This is a genomic window from Colwellia sp. C2M11 (assembly GCF_018860915.1).
Taxonomy (GTDB): Bacteria; Pseudomonadota; Gammaproteobacteria; order Enterobacterales; family Alteromonadaceae; genus Colwellia.
The window spans coordinates 110023-131999 of sequence record NZ_JAHKQD010000047.1; the positions used below are offsets into that span (position 1 = coordinate 110023).

The 21977-nt window shown below is 35.1% G+C and carries 20 protein-coding genes; 13 read left to right on the forward strand and 7 right to left on the reverse strand.

All coding sequences use genetic code 11. The features are described 5' to 3' along the window. The first annotated feature begins 128 nt into the window (after positions 1 to 128). Positions 129 to 1484 (forward strand): tRNA lysidine(34) synthetase TilS, encoded by a 1356-nt coding sequence (tilS, locus tag KO509_RS13255; RefSeq protein ID WP_215973741.1) that lies wholly within the window; start codon positions 129 to 131, stop codon positions 1482 to 1484. A gap of 348 nt (positions 1485 to 1832) precedes the next feature. Further along, on the forward strand, positions 1833 to 2516 hold the full coding sequence (locus KO509_RS13260) for a PEP-CTERM sorting domain-containing protein (protein WP_215973742.1): 684 nt from the start codon (positions 1833 to 1835) through the stop codon (positions 2514 to 2516). A gap of 259 nt (positions 2517 to 2775) precedes the next feature. Here the strand turns inward: KO509_RS13260 and sstT are convergent, their stop codons facing one another. Continuing rightward, positions 2776 to 4002 (reverse strand): serine/threonine transporter SstT, encoded by a 1227-nt coding sequence (sstT, locus tag KO509_RS13265; RefSeq protein WP_215973743.1) that lies wholly within the window; start codon positions 4000 to 4002, stop codon positions 2776 to 2778. Between the two features lie 192 nt (positions 4003 to 4194). Here sstT and KO509_RS13270 point away from each other — a divergent pair, with 192 nt between their 5' ends. Together KO509_RS13270 and KO509_RS13275 are read left to right on the forward strand one after the other, a co-directional pair. Next, on the forward strand, positions 4195 to 4764 hold the full coding sequence (locus KO509_RS13270) for an alkylphosphonate utilization protein (RefSeq protein ID WP_215973744.1): 570 nt from the start codon (positions 4195 to 4197) through the stop codon (positions 4762 to 4764). A gap of 333 nt (positions 4765 to 5097) precedes the next feature. Continuing rightward, on the forward strand, positions 5098 to 5655 hold the full coding sequence (locus tag KO509_RS13275; protein WP_215973745.1) for a GNAT family N-acetyltransferase: 558 nt from the start codon (positions 5098 to 5100) through the stop codon (positions 5653 to 5655). Between the two features lie 172 nt (positions 5656 to 5827). On the opposite strand, the gene fur is transcribed toward KO509_RS13275, so the two are convergent. From fur to KO509_RS13300, 5 genes are all read right to left on the reverse strand, one after another. Then, positions 5828 to 6271, reverse strand: a complete 444-nt coding sequence (fur, locus tag KO509_RS13280; RefSeq protein WP_215973746.1) for a ferric iron uptake transcriptional regulator — start codon at positions 6269 to 6271, stop codon at positions 5828 to 5830. Positions 6272 to 6454: 183 nt separating this feature from the next. After that, positions 6455 to 6979, reverse strand: coding sequence for a flavodoxin FldA (gene fldA / locus KO509_RS13285; protein WP_215973747.1), 525 nt, complete (start codon positions 6977 to 6979; stop codon positions 6455 to 6457). Positions 6980 to 7014: 35 nt separating this feature from the next. After that, positions 7015 to 7296: a LexA regulated protein gene (gene ybfE / locus KO509_RS13290; RefSeq protein WP_215973748.1), complete on the reverse strand. Its 282-nt coding sequence runs from the start codon at positions 7294 to 7296 to the stop codon at positions 7015 to 7017. Beyond that, positions 7296 to 7517, reverse strand: coding sequence for a DUF2788 domain-containing protein (locus KO509_RS13295; protein WP_215973749.1), 222 nt, complete (start codon positions 7515 to 7517; stop codon positions 7296 to 7298). Before KO509_RS13295 ends, ybfE begins: the two co-directional genes overlap by 1 nt. Before the next feature lie 154 nt (positions 7518 to 7671). Then, complete coding sequence (locus tag KO509_RS13300; protein WP_252727565.1) at positions 7672 to 8514, reverse strand: alpha/beta fold hydrolase; 843 nt, start codon at positions 8512 to 8514, stop codon at positions 7672 to 7674. A gap of 167 nt (positions 8515 to 8681) precedes the next feature. Between KO509_RS13300 and seqA the strand changes: the two genes are divergently transcribed. The 3 genes from seqA (at position 8682) to astE (ending at position 12168) form a co-directional block, all read left to right on the forward strand. Beyond that, positions 8682 to 9263, forward strand: coding sequence for a replication initiation negative regulator SeqA (gene seqA, locus KO509_RS13305; RefSeq protein WP_215973750.1), 582 nt, complete (start codon positions 8682 to 8684; stop codon positions 9261 to 9263). Between the two features lie 68 nt (positions 9264 to 9331). Next, entirely contained in the window at positions 9332 to 10996 is a 1665-nt protein-coding gene (gene pgm / locus KO509_RS13310) for a phosphoglucomutase (alpha-D-glucose-1,6-bisphosphate-dependent) (RefSeq protein ID WP_215973751.1), read from the forward strand. Between the two features lie 53 nt (positions 10997 to 11049). After that, positions 11050 to 12168, forward strand: coding sequence for a succinylglutamate desuccinylase (gene astE / locus KO509_RS13315; protein ID WP_215973752.1), 1119 nt, complete (start codon positions 11050 to 11052; stop codon positions 12166 to 12168). 204 nt (positions 12169 to 12372) lie between these two features. On the opposite strand, the gene KO509_RS13320 is transcribed toward astE, so the two are convergent. Then, positions 12373 to 13314 carry a glyoxylate/hydroxypyruvate reductase A gene (locus tag KO509_RS13320; RefSeq protein ID WP_215973753.1) on the reverse strand — a complete coding sequence of 314 codons (942 nt, stop codon included), beginning with the start codon at positions 13312 to 13314 and terminating at the stop codon, positions 12373 to 12375. A gap of 220 nt (positions 13315 to 13534) precedes the next feature. Between KO509_RS13320 and KO509_RS13325 the strand changes: the two genes are divergently transcribed. The 6 genes from KO509_RS13325 (at position 13535) to KO509_RS13350 (ending at position 21738) form a co-directional block, all read left to right on the forward strand. Next, a complete protein-coding gene (locus tag KO509_RS13325) occupies positions 13535 to 14527 on the forward strand; it encodes a hypothetical protein (RefSeq protein WP_252727566.1) in 993 nt (330 codons plus the stop codon). Positions 14528 to 14684: 157 nt separating this feature from the next. After that, on the forward strand, positions 14685 to 15737 hold the full coding sequence (locus tag KO509_RS13330; protein ID WP_215973754.1) for an aldo/keto reductase: 1053 nt from the start codon (positions 14685 to 14687) through the stop codon (positions 15735 to 15737). A gap of 391 nt (positions 15738 to 16128) precedes the next feature. After that, positions 16129 to 17310 (forward strand): thiamine pyrophosphate-dependent dehydrogenase E1 component subunit alpha, encoded by a 1182-nt coding sequence (locus KO509_RS13335; protein ID WP_215973755.1) that lies wholly within the window; start codon positions 16129 to 16131, stop codon positions 17308 to 17310. Positions 17311 to 17312: 2 nt separating this feature from the next. After that, a complete protein-coding gene (locus tag KO509_RS13340; RefSeq protein WP_215973756.1) occupies positions 17313 to 18290 on the forward strand; it encodes an alpha-ketoacid dehydrogenase subunit beta in 978 nt (325 codons plus the stop codon). A gap of 40 nt (positions 18291 to 18330) precedes the next feature. After that, positions 18331 to 19596 carry a 2-oxo acid dehydrogenase subunit E2 gene (locus KO509_RS13345; protein ID WP_215973757.1) on the forward strand — a complete coding sequence of 422 codons (1266 nt, stop codon included), beginning with the start codon at positions 18331 to 18333 and terminating at the stop codon, positions 19594 to 19596. 261 nt (positions 19597 to 19857) lie between these two features. Next, positions 19858 to 21738, forward strand: a complete 1881-nt coding sequence (locus KO509_RS13350) for a protein kinase (RefSeq protein WP_303495248.1) — start codon at positions 19858 to 19860, stop codon at positions 21736 to 21738. The last annotated feature ends 239 nt before the right edge of the window (positions 21739 to 21977 follow it).

Here is a 21977-nt window from a genome sequence, read left to right on the forward strand (position 1 = left end):
GACTTTATCTACAACCAGTCTTTCATGACTATCTCCCCTCTATTAATTTTCAATCCACACAAGTATCAATTTGGTTTTATAATGTTTAACCAGTTAAAAAAATTGATTAAAACAAGTTTAGGCTATTTATGCATCCCATAGAGTTAGCACTGCTAAACGCCATCAGTAAACATCCGAACATGCCTGTGGTTGTTGCTTATAGTGGTGGTGTCGATTCGCAAGTCTTATTACATGCCATAGCATCGTTAAAGAAAGCATCTCCTTTAACGCAGCCTATTACTAACCTTGTAACTGTATGTCATGTTAATCATGGTTTAAGTGACAATGCTTTTTCTTGGCAAGTTTTTGCTGAACAAGCTTGCTTAGCGCTTAATTTACCGTTAAAAATATGTCGGGTTAATGTCCAAGCACAAGCACAGAAGTCATTAGAGTCTTTAGCGCGTGATGCAAGGTATCAAGCTTTACATTCGATTTATCAAACACCTTCATTGATCATTACTGGGCACCATAGTGACGACCAAGCAGAAACTTTCTTACTTGCCCTTAAGCGAGGATCAGGTTTAAAAGGTCTATCAGCTATGGGTAATGAAACTAGACAAGAGAAAGATTTATTGCTGCGACCATTATTATCAATATCTCGAGCTGACATTATTGATTATGCCAAAATTAATGCTTTAACCTGGGTCGAAGATGAGTCAAATACAGATACTCGGTTTGATCGTAATTTTATTCGCAATAATATTATGCCACTATTAATGAAGCGCTGGCCTAGCATTACTAGTACCATTAATCGCAGTAGTGAACATTGCAGAGAAGGGCAGTTATTACTTGATGAGTTGGCTGAAGAAGACCTTAACCTTTGTATTAGTGGCGTGAATAGCTTAACGGTGAGATCGTTAACTCAGTTATCTCAACAACGGTTTAATAATGTAATTCGTTATTTTTTAACTAAAAATAATTGTTTAATGCCAAGTACTGAACAGCTAGCTCAACTGTACCTACAATTGAATGCGGATAGTGATAAAAACCCTGTAGTGAAAGTTGGTGATAATGTGATTCGTCGTCATAAGGGGACATTATATTTAACCGCTGATTTTATAGATATTAGCAATTGGCATACTGATATCGTGTTCAATGAGCCGAAAACAGAAATTGAGCTACCCGATAATTTGGGAAAATTACATTTTTTAAAGAAAACTAGCCAAGACATTACCGTAGCATCTCAACGAATTATAATGCCGAATGCAGGACAAAAAGTGACAATACGTTTTAATCATAGCAATCCTATTTGTTTACCTGATTATAGAAATCATTCTCGTAGTCTAAAAAAGATACTTCAAGAGTTAAATATTCCAGTTTGGCAACGGAAAAGGATCCCTTTTTTATATTATGATGATGTATTAGTCGCTGCGATAGGGCACTTTGTTTGTCAAAGTTATATTCCTAAAAATAATGATGATAGTATTCTTTTAAACTGGTCATAATCACCAGGTAACTAGCTGTCCCTTTCTTAGTCACACGCTACAAACAACCCGTACAAAAAATAACCTATGCAATTGTTTTAATTAAATTAAATCATTATTTTTGTGTCGAGTTTTTTTACACTAGTAGCTTTTAAAATAAGTGGAAAATAACAAGCCATCAAATATCCTTATATATCAACATCTTATTGGTATTCTTTTTGTTGGCATGGTATGTGCTTTATTTTGGTAGGCTGTTGTAAAACAGTACTTTTTTTAAACTGTTTCTAGAGTATATGAAAGGTATAGTAAAACATTTGCATATCATTCATAGGATAACAGAATGAATTTATCGATAAATAAAGGATGACAATGAAAACTTTCAAGAAAAAATTATTAGCTGCTGTTACTGTTATGGCATTATCTCCACTAGCTCAAGCCGGTGTGATTTCTTTTTCAGATAACCATGCTGCTTCTACCACTGAATGGAGTGATGTATTAACTGTTTCACAATTTGATGCTAGCTTAGGTAACCTTGATACTATTAATATTAGTTTTTCTGCTAGCATGTTATCAGACATCACTCTAAACAATAATGATAATCTAGCACAAACTACAAGAGGCAGTGTAGGTATTGAAACTATAGGTACATTTTTAGGTTTGGGTTCACTTACTATAAACTTGAGTGCTGATACTGGTTTTGTAGCTCTTGGTGCAGATGGAGCACTTGATGGCTCTGATATATTTACCGCGTTTGGTTTAACTGGTACTGATACGATCAACGCTACTATCGATTCTTCAAATACTGATTTCCTAAGCTTTATCGGTACTGGTAATGTTTCTACTTCAGGTTTAACTGCTTTCGGTAATTTTGGTGGAACTGGCGGTAGTAACACTGTAATTTCAGTAGATACTGTAGCTGGTGCTAGCTTAAATGTTACATATAACTACACTGAAACTACTAATCCTACACCAGTATCTGAGCCTACTTCTTTAGCTATTTTAGGTCTTGGTTTAGCTGGTATAGCTTTACGTCGTAAGAAAAAATCACTTTAATTTAATTATTCTATTAGTTTATAAAAATTCACTAATAAAGAATGATTAAGTTTGATTAATAAAAAACGCCGCACATTTTGTGAGGCGTTTTTTATTGGCATTCATTTTACTCTGTAATGGTGTTTCTATACTTGTACTAATGCGGTAATAGCCAGTTTATTAAAGTGCTTTCACTGCATAAGGTTTAACAACTGAACTATAAAATACACATATTATAGAATAGCCAATCGAGATAATATCTTCTAGTATTACTTAAACTCTATTTTGTGATGTTGTGCGAAGCTGCAGCAGAAAAAACAACATCAGTAGAGCTGTTAAGTGCTGTTTCAGCTGAATCTTGAATAACACCAATAATAAAACCAATAGCAACCACTTGCATTGCGATGTCATTATTGATACCAAATAAATTACAAGCTAAAGGTATTAGTAATAGTGAACCACCTGCGACACCTGATGCACCACAGGCTGAAATAGACGCCACGATTGATAATAAGATAGCTGTGCCAAAATCTACATCGATATTTAAGCTGTTAGCTGTCGCTAGGGTTAACACGGTAATTGTTATTGCCGCACCTGCCATATTTATAGTTGCACCTAAAGGAATTGAAACAGAGTAGGTATCTTCATGTAAATCTAACTTTTTGCATAACGCCATATTGACTGGAATATTTGCAGCAGAGCTGCGAGTAAAAAATGCGGTGATACCTGACTCACGAAGACACGTAAAAATTAATGGATATGGATTTTTCCCCATAATAATAAATACAATTAATGGATTAACGGCTAATGCAATAATTAACATTGCAGCAAGTAGGATCACAACAAGATGGCTATATTCAGCTAATGCTGAAAACCCGGTAGTCGCAATGGTATTGGCAACTAAACCAAAAATACCGATAGGGGCAAAGCGAATGACAATGCGCACAATGCTCGATATCGCTTCACTGAAATCATGTACCATTATTTTTGTTTGTTCATTCGCATGTTTAAGTGAGAAGCCTAAGCCAAGCCCCCAAGCCAATAGGGCAATAAAATTTCCGTTTACGATGGCACTAATTGGATTTTCGACTACTTTAAAAGCCAAGGTTGATAATACTTCACCTAAGCCCTGTGGTGGAGTAGCACTCGCGCTAGCTATATCTAATGTTAATGTCGTTGGGAATATAAAACTAAGCACTACAGCGACAAAAGCAGCACAAAGTGTACCAAGTAAATATAAGCCAACTATTGGTTTTAATTTAGCATCACTGTTGATTTTTTGATTAGCGATACTCGAGGCAACTAACACTAATACTAAAATTGGCGCTACAGCTTTTAGTGCATTAACAAATAAACTACCAAGAATTGAAAATGAAATAGCGACTTCTGGGGCTAGTACAGCAAGTGTTATCCCTAATATAATGGCAATGATGATTTGGGGTACTAACCCGAATGCGTTTAGTTTAGTTAGTAGTGATTTTTTTTCTGTGTTGGAATGTATTGTCATGCTGACGCCTTATTATATTTTTATTGCCGAGCTTTTTATCATTGAAGTTAAGCTTTGTCTATCATTAGCAACAATATTTAATTACCAAGTGAGTATAGATTTTCTTACAAAAGATATAAAAAAATAATGTATAATTATGTTACTGAAAATTAAGTTTATCTTATATCATCAAGGTTAATATTAGGAACCATTATGCCTAACGAAAATGCATTAAAACAACGTAGTAATAATAGCTGTGAACTTTGCACAGCAACAAATAACCTCTCAGTATATCCTGTGCCACCAACGAGTGATTTAAGTGCACAACAGTGTGTTTATATTTGTGATACTTGTCAAAAGCAAATTGACGGTGAAGCAGAATTAGATATGAACCACTGGCGCTGTTTAAATGACAGCATGTGGAACCAAGAGCCTGCTGTACAAGTAATATCTTATCGTATGTTGCATAAGTTATCAGCTGAAAGTTGGGCACAAGACGCATTAGACATGATTTATATGGAAGATGACGTAAAAACTTGGGCAGAGCAAGGTATTGCAGCTGAGCAACGTGAGGGCCCAACACGTGATAGTAATGGTGCTGAGTTACATGACGGTGATGATGTTACTTTGATCAAAGACTTAAAAGTAAAAGGTGCCAACTTTACGGCAAAACAAGGTACTCTAGTACGTGGTATTACGTTAACTGATAACCCTGAACATATTGAAGGTAAAGTTAATGGTACGCGTATCGTACTTGTTTCAGCCTATTTAAAGAAAGCTTAAGTTAACCTTACTGGTTAGTCTTCTCGTATTGACTATAAAAGGGCGACTATGCCTTTTTATAGTTGCTCAACGTAACTTATTTCAAATTACTTTAACTCTATTTAATATTTTCGCTGATTATTCTGGGTGTATTAGCAGGCATCAGTATTGTCTAATTGACTCTCAATTACGAATAACTGAGGATATTTGTATTAGTAGAGCATGCAAAAGTTAGCTTATCGTAAGAGATTGATTCAGGTTTCACATAACGTATTTTTCAGGATTTTATCTACTCGTTCTTAAGGTATAATTTCCTAAAAGATAAGTTCTACAGCATTATTATGAGTACGGCATATGAATATAAATTTTAAAGCACTTAATAAGCATGATGCTAATTACACTGAGGTTATAAAACTTTATAAAGAGGCGTTCCCTGGTGCTAAGCGCATACCAACATTTTTACTTCGTTATAAACTTAGAAATGGTAAGGAAGGTTTTAATGTACTCTATGAAAATGATGTGTGGATTGGGCTGATTTATTCTGCTGAGTATAAGGACATTGTTTTTGTACAGTTTTTGGCTATATCAGAATCATTACGCTCTCAAGGGTATGGAAGTAAGGTGATGGCATCATTAAAAGATAGATATATTGGGAAAAGAATAATATTAAATATCGAAGAACTTGATAAAAAAGCTAAAAACTATGAACAGCGAGTGAAGCGCAAAGCGTTTTATGAAAAGAACGGGTTTATTTCTACCGAGTATATGGTGAAAGAGCCTGATCAAAAGTATGAGATGTTGATACGTGAGGGCAGTATTAGTAAAGAGGAAATAGAATCATTATATGATGATCTTTTTGGCTCTATTATTAGTTTTTTTATACGACCTAAAGTACTAAAAATTAAGTACTAAAAATTTGAAGCAACATAGTTGTGACACTAAGAAGTGATAAGTCAATGAATAAGGAACAAAAATAAGTATTTTTGCTCCTTAATTACTTATGGTAGCCGATAAAACTTTATTCTCGTGGAAGATTATTCCATACGCTAAAAATAAGTATCTATGTTTTAATAAGGTTTATTTATTAAAGGTTCGCTTTTCTATAGGCTTCACACGCATCTTGATCTTTACATTCCCCGTATAGATATAAACTATGGTTTGTTAATGTGATTTGATGTGATTCAGCAATATCTTTTTGTCTTTGTTCTATTACATCATCTTCAAATTCAACAACTTTACCGCACTTTAAACAAACTAAGTGGTCATGATGTTTTTTATGCGATAATTCAAAAACAGATTTACCACCTTCAAAATGATGGCGGCTAACAATACCAGCATCATCAAATTGGTTAAGCACGCGATATACTGTTGCTAAGCCAATCTCTTCTTGTTGCTCAAGTAATAGTTTATAAACATCTTCAGCACTAATATGCTGATTTTTTGGGTTTTGTAGAATGGTAAGAATTTTAATACGTGGCAGGGTAATTTTTAGTCCAGCTCTTTTTAGTTCTTCATTTTGATCTGCCATGGAATTAATTTCTCTATGTATAATGATAAAAGTGAAAGTATAGGTTGTTATCAAGCTTGGTGAAAGTGATAGTTTGGTTAAATGTTATATTTTTTCGTTTTAAAATACAAAAAGCTCAATAAATGAGCTTTTTGTATTTTATCAAAGATGACTCTTCTGCTTTATGAGCGCAAAAGCTAACAATTAAGAGAGTTCAGATAAACACATTTCATCATTGAGTTGATTTACCCATTTATCAACACGTTCTTCAGTTAGCTCTGATTGTCTATCTTCGTCAATACATAAACCGATAAAGGTATTTTCATCAATTAAGGCTTTAGAAGCTTCAAATTCATAACCTTCAGTTGGCCAATTACCCACAACAATAGCACCTTTGCTTTCCACAATATCACGTAGTGGCTCCATTGCATCACAAAAGTATTCAGCATAGTCTTCTTGATCGCCTAAACCAAATATAGCAACAAGTTTGTCAGTAAAGTCAATTTCTTCTAGCTCAGGTAAAAAATCATCCCAATCACACTGGTTTTCACCATAATACCAGGTTGGAATGCCTAAAATAATTAAATCAAATTCAGCGATTTCTTCTTTTGTACTTTTAGCGATGTCTTTAACATCGATCATTTTTTTGCCTAGTTTTTTCTGGATCATCTTACTTATTGCTTCAGTATTACCAGTATCACTACCAAAAAATAAACCTACGATTGCCATGGAAATTTACCTTATAACTTCAATTTAGTATTAATTTAATTACTTTCTTTTGCTAATGACTTAATCAACAGTGTTTCGATTAATTCACTACGATTAATATTTTTACTTTTAGCTAATTCTTCTAGTTGCTCAAATAAGCTAAGGTGAACTTTAAATTCAACCCTTTTTAAACCGTTACTTTTATCTCGTTTAACCTGATTTCGTTTATTGATTCTAATTTGAACATTACGTGGATGTGGACTAGTTTTCGGTCGTCCAGGACGTTTTTCATCATTAAATAAATCAATGGTGGTTAAATCTGTTAACTCTTTTGCCACTAGCCAACTCCCTGACTTTCCCAGATGAATTGAATAATACCCTTGGCAATGAAACCAGCACAGCCTAAAAATAATACAAAATAAACGACCAGTCGACCGACTTTTGGGACGTCATTTTTATTCATCACATCATGGATGGACAAACCAATAAAGCCAAAAATGAAAAGAAAAAATAAATTAAGACCGATAGTTTCTATTAGTTCGAAATGTTCAGCTAGCATTTTAATCAGTTAGTATAGTAAGCATAAAAATTGGCGGAACTATAGCACAGTGTTGGCATAAACTCATTTATTTTCATTGATATTCGAGCTAAATTTTGAGTTTTTTTGTAAGAAAAATTGTGTTAATTGATCCAAATCATTGTTCAAGAGAAAACTAACTTAAAAAGTCTAAGGTTAACTTGTTAAAGGCAACTGTTTTTTCAGCATGCAACCAATGACCTGCACCTTGAATTACTTTAGCTTTCGCGTTAGGAAACAGAGTACTTATAACGCTTTGATGCTCAGGTAAAATATAATCTGAATTCCCACCTTTAATAAATAAAGTATCGCCAGTAAAAGGACCTTTATTCATTTCAATTCCTTGCATTATTTGATGATAACCTTGTTCGATATTTGCTAGGTTACATCTAAAAGAAAACTGCTCATCTTCATTGATAGATAGGTTGCGTAGTAAAAATTGTCTTACGCCTACATTGTCTACATAAATTGCTAATTGATCATCAGCATCTTTACGTTTTTTTACTTTACTTAAGTCTAGCGCTTGTAAACCTTTAATAATCGTTAGGTGATGAGCTGGATATTTAATAGGTGCAATATCCGCTACGATTAGTTTTTTTATTCTTTTAGGAAAGGATAGTGCAATTTGCATTGCAATTTTTCCACCCATTGAGTGACCTAAAATACAACAAGACTCAATTGCTAAACTATCTAATAGGTTAATAACATCTTGAGCAAGCTCATGGTAATTCATTCCTTGGCGATGAAATGAATTACCATGATTTCTAACGTCAATACTGGTAACACAATAGTGTTTACTTAACCCTTTAGCGACCATGTTTAAGTTTTCTAAACTGCCAAATAAACCATGAATTAATACAATATGTTCACCTTGGCCAAGCTGCTGATAATGTAGATGTCGCTCACTTAGTTGTTTATTGTGTAATTGATCATCGTTTAACTGTGACAAGTTCTTTGCTGCCATTTTATTTTTCGCCATTAACATTTCATTTATGATAATTTTATCATGAAATATTAAATTTTTTTTATTTTATGTTGAGTAATTATCTCATTGTTGTAAGTTTTTTCTCGTTGAATTCTGTACCCTTAATTAATTTAATTGGTATAATCTTGTAGCCATTAAAAAATTATAGAAGTTAATGATAAATGAAAAATATTGAAATAGACGATGACTTATATCTTCACATTGTTGCCAATACACAGTTTATTGGTGAGAATGCTTCAAGTATTTTGCGTCGTTTACTTAAACTTAATGAGACAGCTCAACAGGCAGTTTTGTCAGAAGAAAGTGTAGACAGCGATGCTTTAGAAGAGCCTTTATCAGAAAGTTCTGCTAATACTGAAGCAGATACTAGTGAATCGAGTGAGATTGAAGCGTTTGATAATAGTTCAGAAAGTGTTTTTAATTTTATTAATAAAGAAGAACTGGCTATGCAGCGCGGTGCTGTTGGGCGATTTTTACTTATATTAGCTGCACTTTATCGAGCTCATCCAAACCGTTTTAGAGTTGTGACAGAAATCTGTGGTCGTGATCGTTTGTATTTTGCTAATTCAGAAGCTGAATTAGCTGCTAGTGGTAGTAGCACTAAGCCAAAACAAATACCAGATAGTCCATTTTGGGTATTAACTAACTCAAATACTACGCGTAAAAAAATGATGCTAACTAAAGCCGCAACATCACTTGGTTACAATGATGATGATGTAGAAAAAATCAGAGAATTACTTTAACGCTAATATATTCACATTAATATACGTCGAATAACATAAATAATAAGTCGATTAACAAAAGGAATACTATGTCAGTTCATCCACACGCAGGTAAGCCAGTTCGCCCTGAAGATAGAATTAATATTGGTCAATTAGTTAGCGACTATTTTTTACAAGTGCCAGATGTAGCTATTACGGCTCAGCGAGTAAGCTTTGGTACTTCAGGACATAGAGGTTCGTCTGCTAAAGTTAGCTTTAATGAAGCTCATATTCTTGCAATATGTCAAGCAGTGGTTGAATACCGTCATGAACAAAAAATTACCGGGCCACTTTTTTTAGGTAAAGACACCCATGCTTTATCAGAGCCGGCTTTTGCTAGCACAATCGCGGTACTTATTGCCAATGGCGTTAATGTTGTTATTCAAAATGATTCACTATCTGGTGCTGGTTTTACACCGACACCTGTTATCTCACGTTTAATTATTAGTCATAATAAGATTGAGAACCAAAGTGATTTAGCTGACGGTTTAATTATAACGCCTTCACATAATCCACCTACTGATGGGGGTATTAAATATAACCCACCTCATGGTGGCCCTGCAGAAGGTGAAATTACAAAACAAATAGAGCAAAGAGCAAATGCGTTAATTAAAGCGGGTTTAGTCGACGTAAAACAAGTTTCATTTGCTCAAGCGGTACAATCGCCATTGCTTTCTCAACAAGATTTTATTGAGCATTATGTTAGTCAGCTAAATCAAGTGATTGATATGGAGGCTATCGCAAAAGCTGGTGTAACTATTGGTGTTGATCCTTTAGGTGGTTCAGGTATCGCATATTGGCCAGTTATTGCTAAAAAATATGGCTTAAATATTAAGGTGGTAAACCCTGTTGTTGATGCCAGTTTTGCTTTTATGCCTTTAGATAAAGATGGAAAAATTCGCATGGATTGTTCATCGCCTTATGCAATGGCTGGTTTAATTGCTATGAAAGATGATTTTGATATAAGTGTGGGTAATGATCCTGATTTTGATCGACACGGCATTGTTACTAAGTTCGGTGGTTTAATGAACCCTAATCATTATTTAGCGGTCGCCATTAATTATCTAATGACTCATAGAAATTGGTCAGCGGATTGTAAAATTGGTAAAACCCTCGTATCAAGTTCATTAATTAACCGCGTTGCGAAAAAAATAGCGCGTCCTTTATCTGAAGTTCCTGTTGGTTTTAAGTGGTTTGTTGATGGTTTACATGATTCAAGCTACGCCTTTGGCGGAGAAGAAAGTGCGGGTGCAACGTTTCTAGCACGTGATGGCAGCACATGGACTACTGATAAAGACGGTTTTATTATGGCTTTACTAGCAGCAGAAATTTTAGCTGTGACAGGTAAAGATCCTCACCAGCATTATCTTGAACTGGCAAAAGAATTAGGCGAGCCTTGTTATGGTCGAGTTGAAGCGGTCGCTACTTTTGAACAGAAAAAAGTACTTACAGCATTATCAAGCAGTGATATTACGGCAGATGTTTTGGCTGGTGAAAAAATAACTGAAATTCTTTCACATGCACCAGGCAATAATGCTGCTATTGGTGGTATTAAAGTAGTTACTGAAAATGGCTGGTTTGCTGCTCGTCCGTCGGGTACCGAAGAAATCTATAAAATATATGCTGAAAGCTTTATTGATGAAGCACACTTGCAAACAATTATTAAAGAAGCGCAAGATATTGTTAGTGCTGCTTTTCAAGCTGCAGGGCTTTAAATTAAATAAGACTTAATGTTACGCTCAACAGTATAAAAATATAAAGGTTAACAATGTCATACCCACAAAAACAATTGTCGGCAGAAAAGTTAAAAAAAGAATTATTGGCAAATGGAGACTTTTTACATTTAACGCGTAGTCATGAGTTTTCAATGGCTAGGTTTAATTTTGAGGTTGTTTGTCGTTACAGCTCGGCGAAAACAAAGGTCTCAGTACTTGATACAGGTATTATTGTTTTTGAACCCTTAAGTCATAGTTCAAGCAAAGATATTGTTTTATCAAGTGCTGTCCACGGTAATGAAACCGCACCAATTGAAATTTGTAATGAACTTATTAAGCAAGTTATCTTAGGTGAATTACATGTAGAACATAGAACCTTATTTATTTTTGGTAATCCGCCGTCTATTAATATTAGTAAACGCTTTGTTGAAGAAAATTTGAATCGTCTTTTTTCTGGTGGTCATTCTATTGACCAAGGGCAGGGGGCAGGTTTAATAAACAAAGAACGTGATCGAGCCTTGTTATTAGAAAACACGGTTCGAGATTTTTTTATTGCCGGCTCAGAACAAGCTAGCTTACCTAGTAGTAAGGCAATTGAACGTTTTCATTATGACTTACATACGGCAATACGTGGCTCTAAAAATGACAAGTTTGCAGTTTATCCATTTCAGCATAATAAACCTTGGGTGAAAACTCAGCTACAGTTTATGTTTGCCTGTGGTATAAACACTATTTTGTTTTCTAATTCACCTACGACAACATTTAGTTATTTTTCATCAAATGAGTTTGGTGCACATGCTTTTACTGTTGAATTAGGTAAAGTGATGCCTTTTGGTGAAAATGATATGGCAAAATTCTCAAAGGTAAAAACGAGCTTATCGGCATTAATTTCACAAAAGTCGTTAACGTTACCTGAGTATAATAAAGACGACTTTAGTTTTTTTGAAATTGATCAAATTATTGATAGGAAAAATAAAGATTTTAAGTTTCATTTTGCTGATGATGTAGAGAATTTTACCGATTTTCCCATTGGTACTGTTATTGCCACTGATGGTGATAAAGCGATAAAAACTAAGCAGCAGGGCGAAGCTATTATTTTTCCAAATGCGAATGTTGCAATTGGCCAACGTGCCTTGTTAACGGTAATTCCAGTGGTTGTTAATCCAGAATAAGTGCTGATTTTTAATAAAATTTAGCATAATAACAAGCTTAAAATTATTTATAAAAATGAGGCTAAGGTCTCATTTTTATTGTTGTGTGTACTCACTTCTTAGTTATATGTATATATTCAGCTTAAACTTAAGTAAATTCAGGTTAAATATATTGAAGCTAAATATATATTCGTTACTTTACCTTGATTACGTTAGGCTAAGCGCTTAATAGCCTAATTGAGTATTGACCGTCTCAGGGATGATCAAAAATTCACGATAATTCTTTATATTGTCAGCTGCAACTTTTATTGATGAACTCATATCTGTTGGCGCTGAAATATGCGGAAGCACGGTTATATTTGGATTGCTCCATATAGGATCTGTGACAGGTAATGGCTCATGTTCAAATACATCAAGCACGGCATGTGAAATATGCCTACTCTCTAATAACTCAAGCATTGCCTTAGTGTCGATGATAGCACCGCGAGAGAAGTTTATTATTTTGGCTCCCCAAGGAAGTAACGTTAATAAAGGTGCGTTTAGTAAGTGATGTGTTTCAGCGGTAAGTGGTAATAAACTGATCAAAATATCACTATTTTTAACAATAGAGTGCAAACCACTATTACCGGAATAACTCTTTATTCCTTCAAGCTGTTTTGGTGTTCGACTCCAACAACTTACTGGGTATTGTAATTGTTGTAGGCTTTTTAAAGACGCTCCCCCTAAATTACCAGCTCCTAATACACCAACACGTGTATCTCTAGCTGCTATGTAAGGTAATTGTTGCCATTGTTTGTTACGTTGCTGAAGAGCATATTCCGGCATGTTTCTATGTAAATATAAGGTCCAGGCAACAACCGCTTCCGCCATGGTTTTTGCCAATTCAGGATCAATTAACCTTACAATTTTAATGTGTTGAAGGGATTTTTCACTTATTAATTTTTCTACACCAGCCCATAGACTTTGTATCCAAACTAAATTTGGAAACTTAGCAATAACGCTTGGTTCAGGATTTGCAACAATGGCAATATCAACATATTGAAACTCATCTTCACTCACGTGTTCAGGCAGTAGAATGGTTTCCTCAGGTAATTGCTGTCTTAAACATGATAACCATTGTAATTGGACTTTATTGTCTAACCGACTTATAAAAACAATTTTTTTCATTTAGTAAATACCTGTTTATAGGAGAAGACACTCTGATTTTACGTCTATAAACATTTTATTCAACAGTAAAATAAAAGCCCAATCTCTATCTGTTGGGTATTATCACCTAAATAGCACGAGTGAACTGTCAGAGGTTTATTAAGATAAAAGCTGCATTATACTACTGACTTAGTTACGCTAGCCTTTTATATTGTATTATTTTAATTTATTAGGTTTCCTTATGATTTTAAGTTGTTTTTTTCGCAGAAAGCTTATCTCTAATTTAGTGTTTCTTTCATTGGTAATGACAAGCTCCATGATTTGGGCACAATCACTTGTTATCTTGGCTGATACTCCCTATAGCGATAAAGAAAAAACAATGCTGCAAGGGCCCGATGGTGTCTTATACCAACTAGTTAACAACGTTAAGCCAACAGTCGTTATGCATCTGGGTGATATGAAAAGTGGTGGTGAGTCGTGTACTGATGAGCTGCTAAAACAGCATAAGGCCATTATTAATCAAGTTTATCCTGGGAAGATAATTTATACCCCTGGTGATAATGAATGGACTGATTGTGACCGTGATACGTTAACTTACAGCTTTAATGAGTTAGAACGGTTAGATTTCATCACTACATTGATGTATCAAACACCGCCATTATTAGATAAATATTTAACCGCTATTAAGGCGCAGCCTGCACAAATAGAAAATAAATTATGGATTAATGATCGCTTAGCTGTAGGTACTCTACACATAGTTGGCACTAGTAATGGCAGAAATCATATCGATAAGTCAAATGTAGCATTGGCATTAAAAAAGGCAGATAAACGCGATGAGTTCAACTTTGCTTGGCTTAGTACCATTGAGAGTAAAGCAGAAGATTATGATGCTTTAATCATAGGCTTTCAAGCTGATATTTATCAAAAGGAAGTGTTGGAAAGTGGTATGTGCGACACCGTTACATTGAAAAAATGCGATGCTTTTATACAGTACCGAAAAGCATTTACAGAACTAGCAAAACGAATTAACAAACCTATATTAATTAGTCATGGCGATACAGGTGATTTTTGTTTTGAAAAGCTTGATGATAACTTATGGCATTTGAATGCAGCAGGAGATTTTAGTTATCTCGATGGAACTAAAGTTACATTTAATAAAAACTCAGTTAAAGAACCTTTTACTGTTAACGGCCTAATCAATACACACTTACCTCATAACGAATGTATTAATTAACCAGAATCATGTGGTTGGTATTTTGTGATTAAAATTCTTTTTCAAAAAATTATCGAAGTTGATTGTTGAAGTAGATTGCTGAAGGTTGTGGGGCTGTGCAACTTTGAATTCTTTTGTTAATCTTCATATACACTTATTATCAGGTTATAAAAATTTTATGAAGTATGTTCCATTAGGCAGTAGTTCTTTAAATGTTTCTCGAGTGTGTTTAGGTAGTATGACTTGGGGAGTACAAAATAATCAACAAGATGCTAATGCTCAAATTGACTATGCATTAGCGAAAAATGTTAACTTTATTGATACCGCTGAAATGTATGCAGTGCCGCCATCAGAGCAAACCTATGGTAAAACAGAAGCGATTATTGGTAACTGGTTAGCAGCTAATCCAGCTAAACGTAAAGATATTGTACTTGCATCAAAAATAGCTGGGCCAGGCTTTTCATATATACGTGAAGGAAGCCAGATTTCAGGTAAAACCGTTATTGAAGCGATCGACACTTCGTTAGCGCGCTTACAAACTGATTATATTGATTTATACCAATTACATTGGCCTAACCGTACTTCGCCACATTTTGGTAAACATTGGCCAAATAGTGATGGCTTCTTGGCAGAAGATACTGCTGAAGAAACCGATAAAATGTTAGATATATTACAAGGGTTAGCGGATAGTGTTAAAGCAGGAAAAATCCGGTATTGCGGTCTATCAGACGATACGCCTTGGGGAATAAACCAATATTTACGCTTAAGTGAAAAATATGATCTCCCACGTATGGTGTCTATCCAAAATGAATTCAACTTATTACATACAAAAGACTGGCCTTATTTAATTGAAAGCTGTGTTCGTGAAAATATTGCTTATTTACCTTGGTCGCCGTTAGCGACAGGGATATTAACAGGTAAATATCTAAATGGAGCTCGTCCAGAGGGCAGTAGATGGACTTATATGCAAAGAAATGGCTTATTTAGAGACACAGAAAATAGCAATGCTGCTGCTCAAGCGTATGTTAATTTAGCGAATAAGTTTGATATAACTCCGGCACAATTAGCCTTGGCTTGGTGTGATCAAATTAGAGGCGTAACTTCTACTATTATCGGTGCAACAACCTTGCAACAGTTAGAAGACAATATAGCCGCATTTAGCACTGAATTACCTGAGCAGTTACTAATTGAAATTAATAATATTTTAAAAAAATATCCAGCCCCTTTTTAATAAACGATTCTATAACTGCCATCGTCTTTATCTTCCTGTTAAAGTCGAAAATATAAGTATGTAGCACCAGACATACTTACTTTGAAACAGATCATCCATGAGCTGCTTTTATTAAAGTGGCTCATTTTATTGACAAATAATTACACCTCCTTTCCTACTGTAAACATTTTTGCTCACTTCTTATAAAAATAGGTCAACTTCATTAAGGTAGAATCTTGTTAATCAGTTTACGTAAAGGTAAAGTTTTGTTCGAAAGTCAAACATTATTGACTATACTTCTATAGCAATAAATAAAATGTGCAAATAAAAAAGTATAAATTATTTTCATCATCATCCAACAAACGTTGGTTAAATAATGATTAAAAAAAGCACAATACAATAAGAGAATGTTATGAGCAATGAACTTTATAATGATGGACCGGTAGTACATAAACCTACTTTTATCGACGGTACAAGTGTTGAAATTCCTGAATTAAAAATTTTACAACAAGACGGCACTGTTTATGAAGGCAGTGATATGCCAGATATCGATGAAGCATTAGCAGTCAAAGTATATAAAACCTTTGCTTTTCATCGAGTCTTAGATGAACGTATGGTGGCATCACAGCGCCAAGGTCGTTTAAGCTTTTATATGGCGGCGTTAGGTGAAGAAGCTGCAAGTATTGGTGGTGCTGCAGGTTTGAAGCCACAAGATATGATTATGAGCCAATACCGTGAGCAAGGCGCATTAATGTTTCGTGGTTTTAGTCTTGAAAACTTTATGAATCAAATGTTTTCTAACGATAAAGATTTAGGTAAAGGCCGTCAAATGCCCATTCATTATGGTTCAAAAGAATTGAACTATATGACTATTTCTTCTCCTTTAGGCACTCAAATTCCACAGGCAACAGGTTATGCGTATGGACAAAAGCTACAAGGCTTAGATGCAGTAACGCTATGTTATTTTGGCGAAGGGGCCGCATCAGAAGGTGATTTTCATGCCGGTTTAAATATGGCTGCAGTACAAGAAGCACCGGTTATATTTTTCTGTCGTAATAATGGTTACGCAATTTCCACACCAGCAGATGAACAATTTAAAGGTAACGGTATTGCTTCTCGCGGTGTTGGTTATGGTATTAAAACACTACGTGTTGATGGTAATGATATTTTAGCTGTAGTTAAAGCGACCCAAATCGCGCGAGCGTATGCGTTAAAAGAAAATGCGCCAGTGTTAATTGAAGCCATGTCGTATCGCTTAGGTGCTCATTCTACCTCTGATGATCCTTCTGGTTATCGTACGCGTGAAGAAGAACAAAAATGGCAAGCTAACGATCCTATTGTACGCATGAAAAATTGGATGCTTGCACAGAATTGGTGGGATGAAGCGCAAGAAACTGCATTGTATGAAAAACTAAGAGAAAAAGTATTAGCTGCTGTGAAGGTTGCTGAAAAAATAGAAAAACCTCACATTGATACCTTAATTAGCGACGTTTACGATGTCCCATCAGCTCAGTTAACAGCACAATTAGAACAGGTTAAAACACATATAAATAAATACCCAGAAGCCTATCCATTTACTGCAGGGAAATTTTAGTTATGGCACAAATGAATATGTTACACGCGATTAATAATGCCCTTGATATTGCGATGGATGAAGATGAAAGTACCTTATGTTTTGGGGAAGATGTTGGCCATTTTGGTGGCGTTTTCCGGGCGACTTCTGGTTTACAAGATAAATATGGAAAAATGCGTTGTTTTAATACCCCGTTAGTTGAGCAAGGTATTATTGGTTTTGCTAATGGTTTAGCAGCTCAAGGATCACGCCCGATAGCTGAAATTCAATTTGCGGATTATATTTTTCCTGCTTTTGATCAAATTGTAAATGAAGCCGCTAAATTTCGTTACAGAAGTGGTAATGAATTTGATGTGGGCAAATTAACTATTCGCTCGCCTTATGGAGGCGGCATTGCAGGCGGTTTATACCATAGCCAATCACCTGAAGCTTATTTTGCTCATACACCAGGGTTAAAAATTATTATTCCTCGTAATCCTTATCAAGCTAAAGGTCTACTATTAGCCTCGATACGTGATGATAACCCAGTTCTATTTTTTGAACCTAAACGCCTTTATCGTGCTTCTGTGGGGGAAGTACCAACAGAAGACTATCAACTACCACTAGGTAAAGCTGAAATTGTACAAACAGGAAGTGATATCACCCTATTAGCTTGGGGTGCTCAAATGGAAATATTACAAAAAGCAGCTGATTTAGCAGCTAATGATGGTATCTCTTGTGAAGTAATAGATTTACGCAGCATATTACCTTGGGATGTCGACACAATTGCTAATTCTGTTATTAAAACGGGTCGTTTGTTGGTCACTCAAGAAGCGCCATTAACGGCAGGTTTTGCTAGTGAAATAGCAGCAACTATTCAACAAGAATGTTTTTTACATTTGGAATCACCTGTAGAGCGAGTGTGTGGGTTAGATACACCTTACCCATTAGCACTTGAAAAGGAATATGTTGCCGATCATCTAAAAATTTATGAAGCTATTAAACGCAGCGTAAACTATTAATTTACTGAATGATTTCTGATTAAGAAAATAGGAAAAAAATATGAGTATTGATTTTATTTTACCTGATATAGGTGAAGGAATTGTTGAATGTGAGCTTGTTGAATGGCTTGTAGAAGAAGGTGAGCAAGTAGCTGAAGATCAACCTATTGCCGATGTTATGACAGATAAAGCATTAGTACAAATACCGGCAATGCATGCTGGTGTAATAGAAAAATTATTTTATCAACAAGGTGAAATAGCACAAGTTCATGCACCGCTTTATTCGATGAGACCCGATGATTTACAATCAGAAGAAACGTTGGTTGAAGAAACAGCTTCAGCTGAAAATATTAAACCAGTTGTTGAATCAAGCAGTGCAGCGATAAGCGAAAGTAATACCAAGTCAGTTCAAGAAGATCATAATAAATTATGCCATGGTAAGGCTATTGCTAGCCCAGCAGTACGCCGTGTTGCACGTGAATTAGATATTGATATTAGTGAAGTGAAAGGGTCAGGTAAAAAAGGTCGGGTATACAAAGATGATGTGGTTGCTTTTGAGCAAGGTGGCAATAATGCTACTAGTACATTGTCAGCACAAGTAGAGTCTAGTTATGTTGAAAAAATCAGAGGTGTTAAAGCATTAATGGCAAAAGCCATGGTTGATTCTGTGAGCACGATTCCTCACTTTACTTATTGTGAAGAAATTGACATGACGGAGTTGATAAAGCTACGTTTAGCCTTTAAAGAAGAGCCTACCATTAAGGCTGTATTGGAAAAAGCTGATAGTAAATTGACGATGATGCCCTTTTTTATGAAAGCTATTTCGTTAGCATTGAAAGAATTTCCTGTAATTAATAGTCAGGTAAATGAAGATTGTACCGAATTAACTTACTTCAATGATCATAATATTGGAATGGCGGTAGACTCAAAAGTGGGCTTGTTAGTGCCTAATGTTAAGCAAGTACAAACTAAATCAATTTTAGATTTAGCGATTGATATTACACGTTTAACTAATGATGCGCGAAGTGGGAGAGTGCAAAGTAGTGACTTAAAATTTGGCACTATAACAATTTCTAATATTGGCGCTATTGGTGGCACTGTGGCAACACCTATTATAAATAAGCCTGAATCGGCTATTGTTGCTTTAGGTAAAGTACAAGTGCTACCAAGGTTCAATGATAAAGGTGAAGTTGAAGCTCGCAGTATTATGCAAGTTAGCTGGTCTGGTGATCATCGTGTTATTGATGGCGGCAGTATTGCGCGTTTTTGTAATTTGTGGAAATCCTTTTTAGAAAAACCAAGCAATATGTTAGTTCATATGAGTTAATTTACCCAAGGATGAGAGTTTTATAGTTTATCGCTGAGCCTTTATAAATTATTTACCACTGGGTATAAAAGTATAACTCGTTGATATAATTAATTGGTAAGTTATAGATTGAAACACGCTCAAATTGGGCGTGTTTTTGTATTTGCAGATGTACTTTAGTATAAATAGCCGATAATAAAGCTTGCTAGAGTAGGTATACTGAACAGAAGGCCGTTTTTATAAATAGTTTTTAGAGAATAATGCAGGGCAGGCGATATTTTTGTGACCGAGATCTTAATTAAAAATAATACAAAAAGTGGAGAAAAAAAACTTCAGCATTTCTATATTGCTGAAGAGCAATCTATTTACCTGCTAAACCACAAAGATGCGACAAAATTAAAGAAATGGGTTGAGCTGTGTCAACAACAATTGAAGTTTCTTGGTTATCATAATATTGCGCTGTTGGGGAAAGGAGCTTATGGTTTTGTTTTTTCCGCCGTAAATATTGCTGAAGAAGAGGTCGTTTTCAAATTTTCTCGTGCTAATTTACCACAGCATGTTCAAGATAGGTTGAGTGAAGAAGCTGATATTCAAAGCCAACTTAATCACCCTAGAATCCCTAAAGTGATTGATTATCAAAAAATCAAACGTCAATCAATTCTACAAATGACTCGAGCGAAAGGTATTGATTTAGAAAAGCTTTCTCATCAACGGGGTCCTCTTGCCCCTGAGTTAGTCGTTAGTATTGCCATTCAGTTAGCTGAAATTTTGCTGTATTTACGCGACGAAAGGGCACATCAACACAGCCAATCTAAAGGGAAACCTTATGTGCATGGTGATATAAAGCCTTCAAACATTGTTTTTGATGAAAATACAGGGTTAGTGCAACTGATTGATTGGGGATCGTCTGTTATTGCGCAGCTTGATGTAAAAGGACAAAGTACCAGTAATAATGTCATGGACTTGATGAGTAGTGATTTACAACACAGCAATGCTAGGCTGGGTGATGTTTATTTTATAGGGCCAGAGCAAATTAGTGGTGGCTTGTCTTCGCCGCGTTTTGATGAACAAGGTTTAGCTGCCACATTGTATGCCATAGCGTCGGGACAATCGTGTCGATATGGCACTAAAATCATCGAACCAAATTCGTTAGGTCTACCTAAGATGCTAGCTAATGTCTTAACGGCTATGTTGAGTGATGATGAAAAAAAACGTTGTGAGGCAGGTGACTATTTTTTTAAAAATTTATCTTATTTAAAGCAAATAGTGTTATCAGATAAACCGACGGTTATAAAAGCTGAAGCACTTATTCCTGTGTGGGTTAAATCAAAATCAGCGAGTAAAGCAGGAGAAATAGATACAGTTGTTTATGGCTCACGTAAATCATTCTTAAGAGAAGAAGCTAATGGTGATAGCTTAAGTGATATTGATGATGTGCAGCTAGAAAAATATTATAAAAACTATTTAATGGGCATGGGCGATAATGAAAAAGCCTTTATTGCTGCATTGGGTAGATTAGGTAATTTCCCTGTTGTTGGTGGTTTAGCTATTCGTTGGGCCAAAGAAGGGGTTTATGTTGATTCAAACTTAACTTTGTTTGAACCCAGCTTAAAATACTCTTTTGAAAGTGCAGTGAATAATATGATTCATTTAGCACAAGGGATTTTTCGTATTGGTATGTTTAAGAGTTGCTTATTTAATGCCAGAAATACCCTTCATATTGAACGTAATAATTCAAATAAGCCTTTTATCGCCGACCCTAAGCAATATATACCGTTTGAAGTCAGTGATGTTGCTGATATTGACGATGTTACCCGTCTTCATTCTTATTTTGAAGATGGCAAAGATCCCGATGAGTATTTATATTTACCTGAAAAAATGATGGAAGTTTTGGCGCGTATTAATTTAATTCATCACACAGGGTGCATCATCTTTGAGGTATTACCTAAGCATTTAAAAATACACAGCTATTTGATGTTACTTAATCATGATAAAGCTGAAGAATTTAGTCAATGCTTAGCAGAATTAATGGCACTATTACCAACCATTGACGGCATTGGTATTTCAGGTTTTATGAAATTGCCTTATAAAGATACACGCTTTTTTGAACATATTAATAGTCTACCCGAACGTTTTTACCCTAAAAACCCCAAGTTAATTTAAGTTTACTTAACCTGAACTCGGTTTAAGATGTTTTTAATTTATTGAAATTATTAATAATATAACTATATTTTATACTCTAACTTGATAGTTTTGCTTAATTCAAGGCAAATTTCGCGTCAATACCTAGTCTATTGCAAGTAAATTTAACGAGGAAGTAAGGAGAAATAACGGTTAGAGAAAGATTTATTAAACCGAGCTAAGGTTACTTAAATGACAGCTATTATTTCTGCACTTTTTAA

Coding starts and splice junctions, on each gene's coding strand:
- KO509_RS13345 (WP_215973757.1), top strand. CDS start 18,331: ATGAGTATTGATTTTATTTTACCTGATATAGGTGAAGGAATTGTTGAA.
- tilS (WP_215973741.1), top strand. CDS start 129: ATGCATCCCATAGAGTTAGCACTGCTAAACGCCATCAGTAAACATCCG.
- KO509_RS13330 (WP_215973754.1), top strand. CDS start 14,685: ATGAAGTATGTTCCATTAGGCAGTAGTTCTTTAAATGTTTCTCGAGTG.
- KO509_RS13270 (WP_215973744.1), top strand. CDS start 4,195: ATGCCTAACGAAAATGCATTAAAACAACGTAGTAATAATAGCTGTGAA.
- fldA (WP_215973747.1), bottom strand. CDS start 6,979: ATGGCAATCGTAGGTTTATTTTTTGGTAGTGATACTGGTAATACTGAA.
- KO509_RS13320 (WP_215973753.1), bottom strand. CDS start 13,314: ATGAAAAAAATTGTTTTTATAAGTCGGTTAGACAATAAAGTCCAATTA.
- pgm (WP_215973751.1), top strand. CDS start 9,332: ATGTCAGTTCATCCACACGCAGGTAAGCCAGTTCGCCCTGAAGATAGA.
- KO509_RS13295 (WP_215973749.1), bottom strand. CDS start 7,517: ATGCTAGCTGAACATTTCGAACTAATAGAAACTATCGGTCTTAATTTA.
- KO509_RS13340 (WP_215973756.1), top strand. CDS start 17,313: ATGGCACAAATGAATATGTTACACGCGATTAATAATGCCCTTGATATT.
- sstT (WP_215973743.1), bottom strand. CDS start 4,002: ATGACAATACATTCCAACACAGAAAAAAAATCACTACTAACTAAACTA.
- KO509_RS13260 (WP_215973742.1), top strand. CDS start 1,833: ATGAAAACTTTCAAGAAAAAATTATTAGCTGCTGTTACTGTTATGGCA.
- seqA (WP_215973750.1), top strand. CDS start 8,682: ATGAAAAATATTGAAATAGACGATGACTTATATCTTCACATTGTTGCC.
- astE (WP_215973752.1), top strand. CDS start 11,050: ATGTCATACCCACAAAAACAATTGTCGGCAGAAAAGTTAAAAAAAGAA.
- KO509_RS13275 (WP_215973745.1), top strand. CDS start 5,098: ATGAATATAAATTTTAAAGCACTTAATAAGCATGATGCTAATTACACT.
- fur (WP_215973746.1), bottom strand. CDS start 6,271: ATGGCAGATCAAAATGAAGAACTAAAAAGAGCTGGACTAAAAATTACC.
- KO509_RS13335 (WP_215973755.1), top strand. CDS start 16,129: ATGAGCAATGAACTTTATAATGATGGACCGGTAGTACATAAACCTACT.
- KO509_RS13325 (WP_252727566.1), top strand. CDS start 13,535: ATGATTTTAAGTTGTTTTTTTCGCAGAAAGCTTATCTCTAATTTAGTG.
- KO509_RS13300 (WP_252727565.1), bottom strand. CDS start 8,514: ATGGCGAAAAATAAAATGGCAGCAAAGAACTTGTCACAGTTAAACGAT.